Origin of the sequence: Pseudomonas sp. SL4(2022), assembly GCF_026625725.1 — a bacterium.
Taxonomy (GTDB): domain Bacteria; phylum Pseudomonadota; class Gammaproteobacteria; order Pseudomonadales; family Pseudomonadaceae; genus Aquipseudomonas.
The window spans coordinates 2,200,775-2,216,869 of sequence record NZ_CP113060.1 but is presented as its reverse complement, the minus strand read 5'-3'; the positions used below and the strand labels follow the sequence as shown (position 1 = coordinate 2,216,869).

The following is a 16,095-nucleotide window of genomic DNA, read 5'->3' as shown; positions in this document are numbered from 1 at the left end:
GTCAAGTGCCGCCACATTGACTCCGCGCACAGAGAAACTAATGTCTTTAGGGAACAACCAGGACGTTTGCCACTGGAGCTGCCATGCACGGTTTGTCCTCCGCCACTCCCCCATTTTCTCTGCGACTGCTTAGTCAAGCGTTGCCTTGGCTTCTGGTCGGCCTTCTGCTCTGGCTGTCGGTGCCGCTCTGGCTGTGCCTGTTGGTGGGCGCACTCGGCAGTTTGATCGCCACTGTGGCGTTTGAACGTCGTCAGACGGATGAAACAGATACAGCCGCAGACACCCCCGCACTGCCTCTTGATGAACTCAATGCCTTTGCCCAGTCACTGGACGCCCATGGGCATACGATGGTGAGCGAGCTCAGTAAAGTGGACGGCCTGCTGCACAACGCCATCAGCGAAATATCGCAGTCGTTCATGAACTTGTCGCAGAACATCGAAACCCAGCACCAACTGAGCAACTCATTGATCGATCGTTACAGCGGTCAAAGTACAGAATCGGGTGAGGTCAACTTCAAGACCTTTGTCGAGATGACACAGAATACCTTGGGCTTCTTCGTTGAATCGACCATCGAAACCAGCCGCATTTCCATGCAACTGGTCGAGCGCATGGAGCAGATCACGGAAAAAATTGGCCTGATTTTGAAGTCATCCAGCGACATGGACTCCATCGCCAAGCAAACCAACCTGCTGGCGCTTAACGCCGCCATCGAGGCTGCAAGGGCCGGTGAAGCCGGACGCGGTTTTGCCGTGGTGGCCGATGAAGTACGCGCCCTGTCCAACCGTTCTACCGAGTTTTCCGAGGTCATTAACAACCACATCAGCGGTGTCTACGAAGACCTAAAAAAAGCCGAAGACGCCGTCAGTCGACTTGCCGCCAAAGACATGTCTTTCGCCCTGAGTTCGAAGAAACAGGTCGAGAATATGCTGGGCAATCTGCACAGCCTCAACGGCCACACCCTGACAACTGTCACTGAGCTCGGTGAGCTATCGAAGTCTATCGGTGGCACGGTCAGTCAAGCCCTGACAGCCATGCAGTTTCAGGACATGTGCAGCCAATTGCTTGAGCTGATGCGCAAGTATTGCAACAAATTGGTGGTGTATTCCGCATCGGTAAGTGCTCTCTCTGCGAGCGAACCGGCGCAACAGTTGCCGGCGCTGCGTGCAGCCAACGAAGCGTTCAAAAAGCCTCCCCACAACCCTGTGGCCCAGTCTGATCTGGCTGCCGGCGGTATCGATCTTTTCTGAGACTCCGACATGACCAACGCAAGCACTGTGTCCCTGCATCCCGCCACACGTTTTGATTTCAATAGCTTTCGCGACTTTCGCAGAGACTATGAACTGGCCTTGGCCAGCCCGTCGGTGCGTGTGCTCATTGTTGATATGAAAAACGTGCAGTACATCGACTCCGCCGCACTGGGTATTTTGTTGCTGCTACGAGATCACGCCGTCAGTGCCAACAAAACGGTGGAGATTCACAACCTGCACGGTATCGCCAAAGACGTACTGGAGATTGCCAACTTCCAAAAAATCTTCACCATACGATAGCCAGCCGTAATGCGCCCTCTACATATCCTCGCCGTGGATGATGACGCCCTGATTGGCATCATCATCAACACCTTCACGCGCAAACTGGGTCATACCTGCCAGCTCAGCACCAGTGGCGAAGAAGCCCTCGAACTGTATGCCAAGCATGACTTCGATCTGGTGCTTATCGACAGGATAATGCCCGGCATGGACGGACTGCGCACCACCCAGCGCGTTCGGCAATTGCAAGAGCATCGCGGCTGGCGCCCGATCATCATGCTGTCGAGTGCCAGCGATGTTGACGAACAAGTGCTCGCGCTGAACTCCGGCTGCGATGACTTTCTCGCCAAACCGATCAACTTCAGTATTCTCGAAGCCAAGATCAATTCGTTTTGGCGTATCGCCGATATGCAGCAACAGATTGCGCGCAACCATGAAGAGTTGGTGCGCTATGCCAATCTGGAAGCGGAAGAGAAACGCATCAGCAGCTTCCTGATGGAGCGTCTGGTGCGCCGCGACATGCTGGAAAACCCCAACATTGAACACTACTTGCAGCCTGCACGGGTGGTTTCCGGTGACTTGCTTTTGGTATCGGCATCACGCACCAACGACCTCTATGTCATGCTGGCCGACGCCACAGGCCACGGGCTACCGGCGGCACTGAGCCTGATACCGCTGTCGCAAACCTTTTATGCCATGACGGCCAAGGGCTTTCAGCTCAGCTCCATCATGCATGAGCTCAACCAGCAACACCGCGCGCACAGCCCGTCCGATCGTTTCGTCGCTGCGATTGCCGCCTGCTATCGCCCCATGGATAACACCCTGGAGGTCTGGAACGGCGGGATTCCACCGGCCTTCCTGCTCAATGACGACGGGGAAATACTCTGCCGCTTCCGCTCGGCCAACCTGCCGTTAGGCATTGTCGACAACACGCTGTTCGACAGCTCGGTTGAAGTATTCAAACTACCCGACGAGCACACCCAACTGTTCATGTATTCCGACGGCCTGATTGAAGCAGAAGACGCCACTGGCACTGCGTTCGGCAAAGCGCGACTGGAGCTGCTGCTGCAACAGCCCGCCAGTAGGCGTCTGGCACACTTGCAGGCATGCCTGTCCGCGCACCTGGGCACCCAGTCAGCCCATGATGATGTGTCCTACCTGCAACTGCTGTGTAAAGAACCCAGCAGCAGCCAGCTCGGCCAGAACCCCACTCTGCAAAAGGGTTCCGGCAATACGGATAACTGGAGCCTGCACCTGCAACTCAGCGCCCCGCAACTTAAACATCTGGATCTGGAACCACTGATCACCCACTTCTGCCAAACCCTGGGGCTCGAAGAGTCCCGACAAGGGGTGTTTGGCCTGATTCTACGCGAGTTGCTGTCTAACGCTCTGGATCACGGCCTGCTGGGTTTAACCTCCAGTCTCAAGCATGAAGCCAATGGCTTTGAACGTTACGTCCAACTGCGTAACGAGCGCCTGATGGCGCTGGATGATGGCGAAATTCAACTGGAGATCAATCAATCCAGCGATGCCTATACCAATCACCTGAGTATCAAAGTCAGCGACAGCGGCCCCGGTTTTGACGTTGCAAAACTGGAACAAACCGGCCTGCACAACGACCCGGAACGCTACCACGGACGTGGCCTTTTGCTCCTGCGCAAAATTTGTTCACACCTGGAGTTCAGGGGCAACGGCAACCATGTAATTGCTGAACTACACTGGCCTAACGAGGACGTGGCTGGCGCCACACACAGGACCTAGCCAAGGATTTGAGGGAGCAACTGTGCAATGGGAAAATCCATCCTGATTGTCGATGACTCAGCATCCATCCGCCAGATGCTGGCCTTTACCCTGCGCTCTGCCGGATATGAAGTAGACGAAGCGGTCGATGGCAAAGACGGGCTGGGCAAAGCCCAGCGCAAAGCCTACCAGTTGGTGTTCACCGACCAGAACATGCCCAACATGGACGGCCTGACACTGATCAAAAGTCTGCGCGGCCTGCCTAACTACCGCACCACACCGGTGTTGATGCTCACCACCGAGTCCAGTGACAGCATGAAACAACAGGGACGCGCCGCCGGGGCGACCGGCTGGCTGGTAAAGCCGTTTGATCCGCCAAAGCTGCTGGAAGTGACCAAGAAGGTACTCCCCTAGGACGCAGTGACGCGCAGGCAGATCAAGATGAATGCTGGCATGGAGCAGTTTCTCGAGGTGTTTTTTGAAGAAGCCGAGGAGCACTTGGCCAATCTTGAACACCTGCTACTCACACTAGACCTCGCCTCGCCTGATCGTGAAGCGCTGGATGGCATCTTCCGCGCGGCGCATTCGATAAAAGGCTCCAGCGGCATGTTCGGTTTTGGCGACCTGACCGCTGTCACCCATGTGCTGGAAACCTTGCTGGACAAAATACGCAGTGGGCAAATCGCCCTACGGGTCGAGATGGTCGATGTATTTCTGCAAGCACGGGATGTATTGGGCCAATTGCTGGCCTGCCATAAGCACCCAGGCACCCACTCCAGCATCCCGACCGAGGGCATCGTTGAACGCCTGCAAGCGCTTATCGACAACCCTTCGCCGGGCGCATCAGAGTCCACCGCAGAAAGTGCCTACGGTTTGTTTGAACACGAAACTGAGCAACCCGCCTCCGATGGCCTGTTTGAGGGCGACCCAACTTCCCACACAGGCGAAGACGCTTTCGGCTTCTTTGACGATCAACCCAGCGCCTCTCCAGCCCTTGCGCCCACCGAACCGAATGAAGCTTATGGGCTTTTCAATGAGGCCACGGCAACATCCAGCGAGGAGGCCTTCGGATTAGAAGCGCCCAGTCAAAACCAAACGCCCATCAACAGCCCTGCATCCGCAGACATTGCCCCAGCCGAGCGACGCGCCGGTGACCGCCGAAATACAGCCAATTCTGCTGCCGCGCCCTCACGTCCAGCGGGCGATGCGGAGTCCAGTTCCATTCGTGTCAGTGTTGAGAAGATCGACAGCCTGATCAATCAGGTGGGTGAGCTGGTCATCACCCAAGCCATGCTGGCTCAGTTGACGGCAGGCCTGGACCCGGCTGTTTTCGAGAAAATCAATCAGGCGCTCAGCCAGTTGGAGCACAACACCCGCGAGCTGCAAGAGTCGGTCATGTCGATCCGCATGTTACCGATCAGCTTCATCTTCAATCGCTTCCCACGGGTGGTGAGGGATACAGCCAGCAAACTGGGTAAAAAGGTCGAACTGATTCTGCAGGGCGAGCACACCGAACTGGACAAGGGTGTTATCGAAAAGCTCACCGACCCGCTGACCCATATCATCCGTAACAGTATTGATCACGGCATCGAACTACCGGCTGACCGCCTTGCTGCGGGCAAGCCGGAGCACGGTACGGTAAGGCTCTCCGCGTTCCATCAGGGCGGCCGCATCGTGGTGGAGATCAATGACGACGGCAAAGGCCTGGCGCGCGCGAAGATTTTGGCCAAGGCTCGTGAGAAAGGCATGCCGGTTCACGATGACATGCCCGACAGCGAAGTCTGGCAATTGATTTTTATGCCAGGTTTCTCCACGGCCGACGTCGTGACTGACCTATCGGGGCGCGGTGTCGGCATGGACGTTGTGCGCCGCAATATAAGTGCCATAGGCGGACGCATTGATGTCGAGTCCTATGCCGGTGTCGGAACGCGCATCACCATTCGCCTGCCCCTTACCTTAGCAATTCTCGATGGCATGATCGTCGCGGCCGGCGATGTCCACTATGTGATTCCGCTCACCTACATCATCGAATCGCTACAACCCAAGTACGACGATATTCGCAGCATGCGCGGTAGCGAGCGCACGGTTATTCGCGTACGCGGTGAATACCTGACGCTGCTCAGCTTGCACGCCCTCCTCAAGCTGGAAGGTGAGCCACCGCCCCCCTGGCAGGCCATTGTCCTGATCCTAGAGGCTGAAGGGCGCAAGTTTGCCTTGCTGGTCGACGACCTCATCGGGCAACAGCAAGTAGTGATCAAAAGTCTGGAGCAGAACTTCCGCCGCATAGACGGAATTACCGGTGCCACCATCATGGGCGACGGCAGCGTTGCCCTCATCCTCGACGTCGACGCCTTGCCGCGTTTGGCTGGCCATGGAGAGCTAGCGTATGACCCCAACGAGTGAACACAGCACTGAGCGCGTCAACGAATTCCTCACCTTTACCCTGGGAGCCGAGGAATACGCCATAGACATCCTGAGGGTTCAGGAGATCCGCGGCTACGATCAGGTGACGACCATTGCCAACAGCCCAGCGTTTATCAAGGGCGTGATCAACCTGCGCGGCGCCATCGTGCCGATCGCGGATTTAAGAATCAAATTCAACCTGTCGTCGGTGACCTACGACCAGTTCACCGTGGTGATCATTCTCAATGTGTTCAACCGCATTGTCGGCGTCGTCGTCGATTCCGTTTCCGACGTACTGGCTCTGACTGCGGATGAAATCAAGCCGGCCCCTGAATTTGGCGCCGCATTCAACAGCGAGTACTTGCTGGGCTTGGCCACTGTGGCTGAGCGCATGCTGATACTGGTCGACATTGAGAAGCTGATGAGCAGCAGTGAACTGGCTTTGATGGATACCCCATCGTCCGAGTAAAGCGCTGACAACCGCAAGGAGCGTTCCCATGAACCTGAAGCAACTTTCAATGATCCAGCGGCTGTCGTTGTGTTTTGCCGCGTTGTTATCCCTGCTGGCCATCATCTCGGCCATTAGCCTCATTCAAATCAGCAAACTGCACGGCAAAATTGACGTACTGGTACACGACAGTTTTCCCAAAACCGTGCTCGCCAATAACGTCATCGATGAAACCAATGCCATTGCACGGGCGGTTCGTACACTGCTGATTGCCGAGAACGATCAACGTCTGGTCGACTCGCAGCGCAAGGCCATTGAAGAAGCCTCGCTGGCCACCCAAAGCCACTTGGACAAGCTCAATGCGGCGGGTAATACCGCTGAAGAACGCGAGCATTTGCAAGCATTAGCCTTGTCCATGAAAAACTTCGAAAAACGCCTGGCGCGCTATTTGGCGTTATATGACGACGGCAACCTGCAGGCGGCCCGCGAGTACCTTTTGAAAGACTTGCGTGAGGCGCAGCACGAGGCACTGCAGCAGACCAATCAGGTCATCGTTATTGAAAACAAAGGGGTCGAAGACCTGGGCAAAATCGCCGAAAACCTGGCCGCCGACACCCGCACACTGCTGCTGAGTATCGGGTTCGCCGCGTTGCTGTTAGCCGTCTTACTCGCCGTCCTGCTGATTCGCAGTGTCAGACGTCAGCTCGGCGCAGACCCGCTGGAACTGGCACAGATCACCAACAGCATTGCGGCAGGACAGTTGCAACTGGAGATACCCGCCGCCTTGCCAGGCAGTGTGATGGATTCGCTCAAAGGCATGCTCGAATCCTTGCAGGCCTCTGCTGCTGCGGCGCAAAGCAACGCCCGCATCAAATCCGCACTGGATAATGTCAGCAGCAACGTGATGATTGCCGACAACGAACGCAACATCATCTACATGAACCGCACCGTGACAGCGATGATGCAGAACGTCGAAAGTGATCTTCGCAAGGTGCTGCCAACCTTTGAGGCCAAACGCCTGCTGGGTGGTTCTATTGATCAGTTTCATAAAAAACCCGAGCATCAAAAACACTTACTGGCGACCTTTACCAGCACGTTTAATACACAAATCGAGGTCGGGGGACGCACCTTCGCCCTGATCGCCAACCCGGTGTTCAGCGACAGCGGCGAACGCCTGGGCGCAGTGGTGGAGTGGAATGACCGCACCTTGGAGGTGGCGGTGGAACGCGAGGTTGCGGATCTGGTAAACGCCGCCGCAGACGGGGACTTTAGCCGCCGCCTGGAGCTGGGCAACAAGGCCGGTTTTCTGCTCAATCTGGCGACAGGCCTCAACCAGTTGGTGGAGACGGCAGACAGAGGGCTGCAGGATGTTGTGCGCATGCTCGGCGCTCTGGCTCAGGGCGATCTGACCCTACGCATTACTGATCAATACCAGGGCACCTTCGGCCAACTCAAAGACTTTTCCAATGAAACCGCTGTCAGCCTGTCACGCATGCTCGGGCAGATTCGCGAGAGCGCCGACACCATCTACACCGCGGCCAATGAAATCTCGGTCGGCAACACCGACCTGTCCTCGCGCACCGAGGAGCAGGCCTCAAGCCTGGAAGAAACAGCATCCAGCATGGAAGAGTTGACCAGCACGGTGAAACTCAATGCTGACAACGCCCGACAGGCCAATTCACTGGCCATGAACGCCTCTGAAGTGGCCAGCGATGGCGGCCAACTGGTTGAGCGCGTGGTGCAAACCATGTCTTCGATCAATGATTCGTCTCGCAAGATCTCCGACATCATTGGCGTGATTGACGGCATTGCCTTCCAGACCAACATCCTGGCCCTCAACGCTGCGGTGGAAGCCGCCCGTGCCGGCGAGCAGGGCCGTGGCTTCGCGGTGGTGGCTGCCGAGGTTCGCAACCTGGCACAACGTTCGGCAGCGGCCGCCAAAGAGATCAAAACGCTGATCTCCGACTCGGTGGACAAAGTGGAAACCGGCAACACGCTGGTGGCTCAAGCCGGCAAGACCATGACCGAGATCGTCACCGCGATCAAACGCGTTACCGACATCATGGCCGAAATTGCCGCAGCTTCCGCCGAGCAAAGCAGCGGCATTGAAGAAGTGAATGGCGCAGTCAGTCAAATGGATGAAATGACCCAGCAAAATGCCGCACTGGTTGAGCAGGCCGCGGCGGCAGCTGAATCATTGCTGGAACAGGCGACCTCCATGACCGAGACCGTGGCTATTTTCAAATTTGAGCACGCCCACCAGCGCCCAGCCCTCAGCGCGCCGCCGGCAGCCCCTAAAGCCTCCGCAAATCCGCCAACCCGCACAGCGCGCGCGCAACGTTCACTGCCACCGCGCGCAAACACCAACAACAGCGATGAGTGGGAGCAGTTTTAAACGACCCAGGCCAGGCATCACGCCAAAGCGATGCCTGCGCAGTCAGGTATGACGCACAGGGAACAGGGACATGAACGAGCCATTGCGCGAGTTTCACTACCGTACTGACGACTTTCAGAAAGTACGCGGCCTGCTTCACAAGCGCAGCGGCATCAGCCTGTCAGACAGTAAAAGCCAGATGGTGTACAGCCGTCTGGCAAGGCGTTTAAGACAGCTCGACCTGAACAGCTTCAGCGAATACTTCGGCTACCTGGAACAGCATGAAGATGAGTGGCAGGAGTTCGTCAATGCCCTGACCACCAACCTCACCTCCTTTTTCCGCGAAAACCATCATTTCGAGGCGCTGGCCAAACACTTGCGGTATTTGCCCAAACGCAGTGAGCCATTTCGCATCTGGTGTTCCGCTGCCAGCACAGGTGAAGAACCCTACTCACTGGCCATTACTGCCATGGAAGCCTTCGACAGCCTGACGCCTCCCGTGCAGATCCTCGCGTCCGACATCGACACCAACGTGCTAGACACGGCCCGGCAGGGGATCTATCCCATCAACCGCATCGACCCGCTGTCGGAGGGGCGGAAAAAGACCTTTTTTATGCGCGGAACCGGCAGCCAAGCCGGGCTGGTGAGGGTGCGCAGTGAACTGCGCGAGCTGATCGAGTTTCAGCAAATCAACTTGCTCGGCCAACAGTGGCCGATCAGACCCGGTCTGGACGTTATCTTCTGTCGCAACGTGATGATCTACTTTGACAAGCCGACGCAGCAGCACCTGCTGGGGCGGATGGTCAAACTGCTTCGCCCAGACGGCTTGTTCTTTGCCGGGCATTCGGAAAGCTTCGTCCATGCCACCCATTTGGTACGCCTGATCGGTCGTACCATCTACCGGCCGGTGACGCATGGAAGTGACCCGGCATGATGTTCGACTTCAACAGTGACTTGGCACCCGGCACTTATTTTGATACGCACTTTCAGATCGATGCGGTCAAAATCCTGCCCGGCGAGTACTACGTCACCCAACGCGACATTGTCATCGTCACGGTACTCGGCTCCTGTGTCTCGGTTTGTTTGCGTGACCGCTGCTCGGGCATCGGAGGCATGAATCACTTTATGTTGCCGGGCACGAGCGAAGAAGGTGGCCATCCTCTCTCGACTTCTGCGCGCTATGGCGTTTATGCCATAGAGATCCTGATTAACCACTTGCTGAAGCTGGGTGCCGAGCGACGACATTTCGAGGCCAAGGTGTTTGGCGGAGCCAGCGTATTACGCGGCTTTGGTAGTAACAATGTCGGTTCACGCAATGTCGAGTTTGTACTGGACTACCTGGCCACCGACGGCATTCCGGTGGTCGCAAAGGATCTGCTCGATAACTACCCGCGCAAGGTGTATTTCTTTCCCAGCACAGGCAAGGTGATGCTTAAAAAACTCAAGTCACTGCACAACACCACACTGCTTGACCGCGAAATGGAATACAGCCTACGCATCAAAAAAACCCCTGTCTGCGGCGAAATTGATCTCTTTTAGGAGTACTCATGCCGATCAAGGTTCTGGTTGTCGACGACTCTGCACTGATTCGCGCTGTGCTCAAGGAAATCATTCAGCAAGACCCCGAATTGCTGATGATTGGTCAGGCACCTGATGCCTTTGTCGCGCGCGACCTGGTCAAACAGTTCAACCCAGATGTGATTACCCTGGACATTGAAATGCCGCGCATGGATGGCTTGAGCTTTCTGGAAAAACTCATGCACGCGCGGCCAACCCCGGTGATCATGATTTCTTCGTTGACCGAAGGCGGCTCAGAGGCCACGTTTCGGGCCATGGAGCTGGGGGCGGTGGACTTTATCGCCAAGCCCAAACTCGGTATCCGCGAAGGCATGGAGGCGTATGCAGACGATATCCGCGACAAGATCAAAGCGGCCAGCCGCGCACGTCTGCATAAGCCTCGCGCGGCCGCAGAACCCGCCAGCAGCCGCGAGAAAGCCCCGTCATCCGCGCGGGCCCCAATCGTCGGCACCGAAAAAATCATTGCCATTGGTGCCTCAACCGGCGGCACAGAAGCGATCAAAGATGTGTTGCTCGACATGCCGGCTGATAGCCCAGGCATCGTGATCACACAGCACATGCCCCCCGGCTTTACCCGCACCTTCGCCGATCGTCTGAACAGACTCAGCCGTTTGCACGTGATTGAAGCCCAAGGCGGCGAACGCATTCTGCCGGGTCACGCCTTTGTGGCGCCGGGCGACCATCATTTGTTGGTTGAGCGCAGCGGTGCCAACTACGTGACGCGCCTGTCACAGGGCCCGCAGGTGCATCGCCATCGCCCTGCGGTGGACCCAATGTTTGAATCGGTGGCGCAATCGGCCGGCCGAAATGCCCTGGCGGTGCTGCTCACCGGCATGGGCAAGGACGGTGCACTGGGGCTCAAATGCATTCGCGAGGCAGGTGGCTACACCGCTGCGCAGGACGAAACCAGCAGTGTGGTCTATGGCATGCCGCGCGAGGCCATGCTGTTGGGCGCGGCCGAGGACATCCTGGCCTTGAGCAAAATGGCCGAGAACCTGATTCAGCAGGTCAAGTTGCGCGGCGGCGGCAACCGCGTATAGACCGCCCAACGGAAAGCCTTTGGCTAATCGCCCAGCATGGCTATAATCACATCCGCTTTACGCAACCGGCACCGCTCCGGTCGCTCCCGCCACCTGTCCGAGGGGCGCTGCAGCAAACTCTGGCTACCGGAGATTTGTCAGGCTCGGATGGGGCGTTAACCATACGCATCAACGGCGCCCATTCGCAGACAACGAATGGAGAGCTTTTTATGAGCGCCGCTTTTACCGATTACAAAGTCGCGGACATTTCCCTGGCTGCCTGGGGCCGTCGCGAAACCATCATCGCCGAATCTGAAATGCCAGCCCTGATGGGTCTGCGCCGCAAATATGCGGGCGAACAGCCGCTGAAAGGCGCGAAGATCATCGGCTGCATCCACATGACCATCCAGACCGCCGTGCTGATCGAAACCTTGACTGCACTAGGCGCCGAAGTACGCTGGTCGTCATGCAACATCTTCTCGACTCAGGATCAGGCTGCTGCTGCCATCGCCGCTGCCGGTATCCCAGTATTCGCCTGGAAGGGCGAGACCGAAGAAGAGTACGAGTGGTGCATCGAACAGACCATCCTCAAGGACGGTAAGCCTTGGGATGCCAACATGATCCTCGACGACGGCGGCGACCTGACCGAGATCCTCCACAAGAAATACCCGCAGATGCTTGAGCGCATCCACGGCGTTACCGAAGAGACCACCACCGGCGTTCACCGCCTGCTGGACATGCTGGCCAAGGGCGAGCTGAAAATCCCGGCGATCAACGTCAACGACTCGGTGACCAAGAGCAAGAACGACAACAAGTACGGCTGCCGTCACAGCCTGAGCGACGCGATCAAGCGCGGCACCGACCACCTGCTGTCCGGCAAGCAGGCGCTGGTCATCGGCTACGGCGACGTGGGCAAGGGCTCGGCACAGTCGCTGCGTCAGGAAGGCATGATCGTACGCGTGACCGAAGTGGACCCGATCTGCGCCATGCAGGCCTGCATGGACGGCTACGAAGTGGTTTCGCCGTTCAAAGGCGGCATCAACGATGGCACCGAGGCCAGCATCGACACCGCCCTGCTGAGCAAAATTGACCTGCTGGTGACCACCACCGGTAACGTCAATGTCTGCGACGCCAACATGCTCAAGGCCCTGAAAAAGCGCGCTGTGGTGTGCAACATCGGTCACTTCGACAACGAGATCGATACCGCTTTCATGCGCAAGAACTGGGCATGGGAAGAAGTGAAGCCACAAGTGCACAAGATCCACCGCACCGGCAGCGGCAGCTTCGACCCGCACAACGATGACTACCTGATCCTGCTGGCCGAAGGCCGTCTGGTGAACCTGGGCAACGCCACCGGCCACCCGAGCCGAATCATGGATGGCTCTTTCGCCAACCAGGTGCTGGCGCAGATCTTCCTGTTCGGCCAGAAGTACGCTGACCTGTCGCCCGCCCAGAAAGCCGAGCGTCTCACCGTGGAAGTGCTGCCCAAGAAGCTTGACGAAGAAGTGGCCCTGGAAATGGTCAAAGGCTTCGGCGGTGTGGTGACCCAACTGACCAGCAAGCAAGCCGAATACATCGGCGTGCCGCAGGAAGGCCCGTTCAAGCCACACGCTTATCGCTACTAATGCGTAGGGTGGATAAGCCTCTGGCTTATCCACCGTCGACTTCCCGCAAGGTGGATGGAACAACGCCCTCCACCTTACGTATCCAAGGCAAGACACCCTATGAGCCAAGAACGCCGTTACAGCTTCGAGTTCTTCCCCACCAAGACCGAAGCCGGGCACGAAAAACTGATGAACGTGGCACGCCAACTGGCCACCTACAAACCCGATTTCTTCTCCTGCACCTACGGTGCCGGTGGCTCCACCCGCGACCGTACACTCAATACCGTGTTGCAACTCGACGGCGAGATCAAGGTACCGGCTGCGCCGCACCTGTCCTGTGTGGGCGACAGCAAGGCCGAGCTGCGCGAGCTGCTGACCCTGTACAAGAACGCAGGGATCAAGCGCATTGTTGCGCTGCGTGGCGACCTGCCGTCGGGTATGGGCATGGCCAGCGGCGAGTTGCGTTATGCCAACGAGCTGGTCAGCTTTATCCGCGCAGAAACAGGTGATCACTTCCATATCGAAGTGGCCGCCTACCCGGAAATGCACCCGCAGGCACGCAACTTCGAAGATGACATCGCCAACTTCGTGCGCAAGGCCAAAGCTGGCGCGGACAGCGCGATTACCCAGTACTTCTTCAACGCCGACTGCTACTTCTACTTTGTCGACCGTGTGCGCAAGCTGGGTGTGGATATTCCAGTGGTACCGGGCATCATGCCGATCACCAACTACAGCAAGCTGGCGCGCTTCTCCGACGCCTGCGGTGCGGAAATCCCGCGCTGGGTGCGCAAACAACTGGAAGCCTACGGTGACGACACCGACAGCATCCAGGCGTATGGCGAGCAGGTCATCACTGAAATGTGCGAGCGCCTGCTGCAAGGCGGCGCCCCAGGCCTGCACTTCTACAGCATGAACCAAGCTGAACCGAGCCTGGCGATCTGGAACAACCTCAAGCTGCCACGCTGAGGGGCGATACCGCGTCCATGGCCATTGCACGTGCCATGGACGTTATCCCGCGACACACCACAGTTTGTGACTTCCCCCAAGTCGGCTGCCTCAGACATATCCTGCTGTGACTCATCACCCACACCGACTTGACCTCAAGGTCAACCCTGCATAGCTTGAAGCTCAAGACCTCCATGGAGTTGCTCAATGGTCAGCAGAAAAACCATCAATGCCTCAGTCACCCCCAAAGGCAGCCTGGAAACCCTCTCGCAGCGTGAAGTGCAACAACTGCGCGAAACCGGTTCCGGCAGCGTCTATGCGCTGTTCCGCCAATGCGCCTTGGCCATCCTCAACACCGGATCGCACAGCGATAACGCCAAGACCATTCTGGAAGCCTACCCAGACTTCGAGATCAATATCCTGCAGCAAGACCGCGGCATCCGCCTGGAGCTGTTCAACGCCCCGGCGGATGCCTTTGTCGATGGCGAGATGATCGCCAGCACCCGCGAAATGCTGTTCAGCGCTCTACGCGACATCGTCTACACGCAGAGCGAACTGGAAAATCAGCGCATCGATTTTGGCAGCTCTCAAGGCATCACCGATTACGTCTTCCACCTGCTGCGCAACGCCCATACCCTGCGTGCCGGCGTCGAGCCGAAGATTGTGGTGTGCTGGGGCGGCCATTCGATCAGCACCGAAGAATACAAATACACCAAGAAAGTCGGCCACGAACTGGGCCTGCGCGGCCTGGATATCTGCACCGGCTGCGGCCCCGGCGTAATGAAGGGGCCGATGAAAGGCGCGACCATTTCCCACGCCAAACAGCGCAACGTGCACGGCCGCTACCTGGGCCTGACAGAGCCCGGGATCATCGCCGCCGAAGCGCCCAACCCAATCGTTAACGAGCTGGTGATCCTGCCGGACATCGAGAAACGCCTGGAGGCGTTCGTCCGCGTCGGACACGGCATCATCATCTTCCCCGGCGGCGCGGGCACGGCCGAGGAGCTGCTGTATTTCCTCGGCATCCTCATGCACCCGGATAACCAGAACATCCCCTTCCCGCTGATCATGACCGGGCCACGCAGCGCCGCCGCCTACCTGGAGCAGCTGCATGCCTTTATCGGCGCGACTTTGGGTGAAGCCGCCCAGCAGCGCTACCGCATCATCATCAACGACCCGGAGCAGGTCGCCCGGGAAATGGCCGCGGGGATCAAGGCGGTGAAACAGTTCCGCCGCGAACACAACGACGCCTTTCACTTCAACTGGCTGCTGAAAATCGACGAGAGCTTCCAGCACCCGTTCGAGCCGACCCACACCAACATGGCCAGTCTCAAGCTGACCCGCGCGCAACCGGTGCACGAACTGGCTGCCAACCTGCGGCGGGCGTTCTCCGGGATTGTCTCGGGCAACGTCAAAGACAAGGGCATCCGCCTGATCGAGCAACACGGACCTTATGAAATCAGCGGCGAGCGAGAAATCATGCTGCAGCTGGATCGACTGCTGCAGGCTTTCGTTGATCAGCACCGTATGAAACTGCCGGGTAACAGCGCCTATGTACCCTGCTACAAACTAGTCACCTGAGCCAATCGAAGCCCACAAGTCAGCCAAGTGCTGCAAAGATCCGCTACAGTGAATGCAGGCACCTGCATTCACTGTAGTGAGGTCACCCACCATGGGTAGATTGTATGCACTGGTATTTCTGCTTTGCCTGAGTGGCATCAGCTACGCCCAACCCCTCAAGGTCTGCACCAATGAGTGGCCGCCCTATACCTTGCTGGAAGAGGGCCAAGTGCGCGGTATTGATGCCGACCTGCTGCATCTGGTGCTGACTAACCTAGGCATCAGCTACGACATCACCCTGGAGCCCTGGCGGCGCTGCTTGCGCAAAATGGCCGATGGCAAGCTGGATATTCTCCTCGACGCCTTTTACAGCGACGAGCGCGCCAAGACCATGATCTTCCCCAGCGAACCCATGGCCGAAAGTGCCATGGTTCTGTTTCATGCACGCGCTCGCCCTTACACCATTAATTCGGTGGATGACCTGACCGGCCTGCGTGTCGGCACAGAGCCTGGCTATGCCTACAGCCACGAAACCTTCGTCAAGGGCACACACTTTATTCGCGAAGACGCACCAACCCTGGATGCCAACGTCGGCAAATTGTTGCTGGGCCGCATCGACCTGGTGATCACCGATCGCGCCGTTGGCCTGTTCACGGCGAAAAACATGGGCGTGCAGGAGGACATTGCCTACAGCCCGCAACCGCTCTATAGCGACAGAGTGTATGCCGCCTTCAACCGCCGCCCAGCAGTGGCCGCGCTGGTACCCAGATTCGAGACAGAATTGCGCCGGGTTAAACAGACTCCTGAATACGCCGCCATCCTGCGCCGTTATCACCAAGATATACCCACGCAGACCGCCGAGCAGACCGACACTCGCGCAGACTAGCGGCTCTGTTAT

General features: G+C 57.7%; 14 protein-coding genes, 1 pseudogene and 1 riboswitch. All 15 genes and pseudogenes read left to right on the top strand.

Translation table 11 applies throughout. The features are described from left to right. The first annotated feature begins 83 nt into the window (after positions 1-83). The 15 genes and pseudogenes from OU997_RS10535 to OU997_RS10465 all read left to right on the top strand — a co-directional run bounded on the left by OU997_RS10535 (position 84) and on the right by OU997_RS10465 (position 16,083). Positions 84-1,247, top strand: a complete 1,164-nt coding sequence (locus OU997_RS10535) for a methyl-accepting chemotaxis protein (RefSeq protein WP_267809839.1) — start codon at positions 84-86, stop codon at positions 1,245-1,247. A 9-nt stretch (positions 1,248-1,256) separates the two neighbouring features. Continuing rightward, positions 1,257-1,547: an STAS domain-containing protein gene (locus OU997_RS10530; protein WP_267809838.1), complete on the top strand. Its 291-nt coding sequence runs from the start codon at positions 1,257-1,259 to the stop codon at positions 1,545-1,547. Positions 1,548-1,556: 9 nt separating this feature from the next. Then, complete coding sequence (locus OU997_RS10525) at positions 1,557-3,287, top strand: fused response regulator/phosphatase (protein ID WP_267809837.1); 1,731 nt, start codon at positions 1,557-1,559, stop codon at positions 3,285-3,287. A 27-nt stretch (positions 3,288-3,314) separates the two neighbouring features. Continuing rightward, positions 3,315-3,680 carry a response regulator gene (locus OU997_RS10520; protein ID WP_108485932.1) on the top strand — a complete coding sequence of 122 codons (366 nt, stop codon included), beginning with the start codon at positions 3,315-3,317 and terminating at the stop codon, positions 3,678-3,680. Between the two features lie 27 nt (positions 3,681-3,707). Continuing rightward, positions 3,708-5,669 carry a chemotaxis protein CheA gene (locus OU997_RS10515; RefSeq protein ID WP_267809836.1) on the top strand — a complete coding sequence of 654 codons (1,962 nt, stop codon included), beginning with the start codon at positions 3,708-3,710 and terminating at the stop codon, positions 5,667-5,669. After that, positions 5,653-6,138, top strand: a complete 486-nt coding sequence (locus tag OU997_RS10510) for a chemotaxis protein CheW (RefSeq protein WP_108485934.1) — start codon at positions 5,653-5,655, stop codon at positions 6,136-6,138. The genes OU997_RS10515 and OU997_RS10510 overlap by 17 nt, the downstream gene beginning before the upstream one ends. Before the next feature lie 28 nt (positions 6,139-6,166). Continuing rightward, a pseudogene (locus OU997_RS10505) lies at positions 6,167-6,655 on the top strand (MCP four helix bundle domain-containing protein); the annotation flags it as partial. A gap of 111 nt (positions 6,656-6,766) precedes the next feature. Continuing rightward, positions 6,767-8,512, top strand: coding sequence for a methyl-accepting chemotaxis protein (locus OU997_RS10500; RefSeq protein WP_420713274.1), 1,746 nt, complete (start codon positions 6,767-6,769; stop codon positions 8,510-8,512). Positions 8,513-8,582: 70 nt separating this feature from the next. Then, positions 8,583-9,425, top strand: a complete 843-nt coding sequence (locus OU997_RS10495; RefSeq protein WP_108485936.1) for a CheR family methyltransferase — start codon at positions 8,583-8,585, stop codon at positions 9,423-9,425. Beyond that, complete coding sequence (gene cheD / locus OU997_RS10490) at positions 9,422-10,030, top strand: chemoreceptor glutamine deamidase CheD (RefSeq protein ID WP_108485937.1); 609 nt, start codon at positions 9,422-9,424, stop codon at positions 10,028-10,030. Before OU997_RS10495 ends, cheD begins: the two co-directional genes overlap by 4 nt. A gap of 8 nt (positions 10,031-10,038) precedes the next feature. Further along, positions 10,039-11,109 carry a protein-glutamate methylesterase/protein-glutamine glutaminase gene (locus OU997_RS10485; RefSeq protein WP_108485938.1) on the top strand — a complete coding sequence of 357 codons (1,071 nt, stop codon included), beginning with the start codon at positions 10,039-10,041 and terminating at the stop codon, positions 11,107-11,109. Between the two features lie 93 nt (positions 11,110-11,202). Continuing rightward, positions 11,203-11,296: riboswitch (S-adenosyl-L-homocysteine riboswitch) on the top strand. Positions 11,297-11,318: 22 nt separating this feature from the next. Continuing rightward, positions 11,319-12,713 (top strand): adenosylhomocysteinase, encoded by a 1,395-nt coding sequence (gene ahcY / locus OU997_RS10480; RefSeq protein WP_267809835.1) that lies wholly within the window; start codon positions 11,319-11,321, stop codon positions 12,711-12,713. Between the two features lie 99 nt (positions 12,714-12,812). Further along, positions 12,813-13,658, top strand: a complete 846-nt coding sequence (gene metF / locus OU997_RS10475) for a methylenetetrahydrofolate reductase [NAD(P)H] (RefSeq protein ID WP_108485940.1) — start codon at positions 12,813-12,815, stop codon at positions 13,656-13,658. A 186-nt stretch (positions 13,659-13,844) separates the two neighbouring features. Next, complete coding sequence (ppnN, locus tag OU997_RS10470; RefSeq protein ID WP_108485942.1) at positions 13,845-15,218, top strand: nucleotide 5'-monophosphate nucleosidase PpnN; 1,374 nt, start codon at positions 13,845-13,847, stop codon at positions 15,216-15,218. A 91-nt stretch (positions 15,219-15,309) separates the two neighbouring features. Continuing rightward, a complete protein-coding gene (locus OU997_RS10465; RefSeq protein WP_158271544.1) occupies positions 15,310-16,083 on the top strand; it encodes a substrate-binding periplasmic protein in 774 nt (257 codons plus the stop codon). Positions 16,084-16,095: the final 12 nt, after the last annotated feature.

Coding starts and splice junctions, on each gene's coding strand:
- OU997_RS10535 (WP_267809839.1), top strand. CDS start 84: ATGCACGGTTTGTCCTCCGCCACTCCCCCATTTTCTCTGCGACTGCTT.
- OU997_RS10530 (WP_267809838.1), top strand. CDS start 1,257: ATGACCAACGCAAGCACTGTGTCCCTGCATCCCGCCACACGTTTTGAT.
- OU997_RS10525 (WP_267809837.1), top strand. CDS start 1,557: ATGCGCCCTCTACATATCCTCGCCGTGGATGATGACGCCCTGATTGGC.
- OU997_RS10520 (WP_108485932.1), top strand. CDS start 3,315: ATGGGAAAATCCATCCTGATTGTCGATGACTCAGCATCCATCCGCCAG.
- OU997_RS10515 (WP_267809836.1), top strand. CDS start 3,708: ATGAATGCTGGCATGGAGCAGTTTCTCGAGGTGTTTTTTGAAGAAGCC.
- OU997_RS10510 (WP_108485934.1), top strand. CDS start 5,653: ATGACCCCAACGAGTGAACACAGCACTGAGCGCGTCAACGAATTCCTC.
- OU997_RS10495 (WP_108485936.1), top strand. CDS start 8,583: ATGAACGAGCCATTGCGCGAGTTTCACTACCGTACTGACGACTTTCAG.
- cheD (WP_108485937.1), top strand. CDS start 9,422: ATGATGTTCGACTTCAACAGTGACTTGGCACCCGGCACTTATTTTGAT.
- OU997_RS10485 (WP_108485938.1), top strand. CDS start 10,039: ATGCCGATCAAGGTTCTGGTTGTCGACGACTCTGCACTGATTCGCGCT.
- ahcY (WP_267809835.1), top strand. CDS start 11,319: ATGAGCGCCGCTTTTACCGATTACAAAGTCGCGGACATTTCCCTGGCT.
- metF (WP_108485940.1), top strand. CDS start 12,813: ATGAGCCAAGAACGCCGTTACAGCTTCGAGTTCTTCCCCACCAAGACC.
- ppnN (WP_108485942.1), top strand. CDS start 13,845: ATGGTCAGCAGAAAAACCATCAATGCCTCAGTCACCCCCAAAGGCAGC.
- OU997_RS10465 (WP_158271544.1), top strand. CDS start 15,310: ATGGGTAGATTGTATGCACTGGTATTTCTGCTTTGCCTGAGTGGCATC.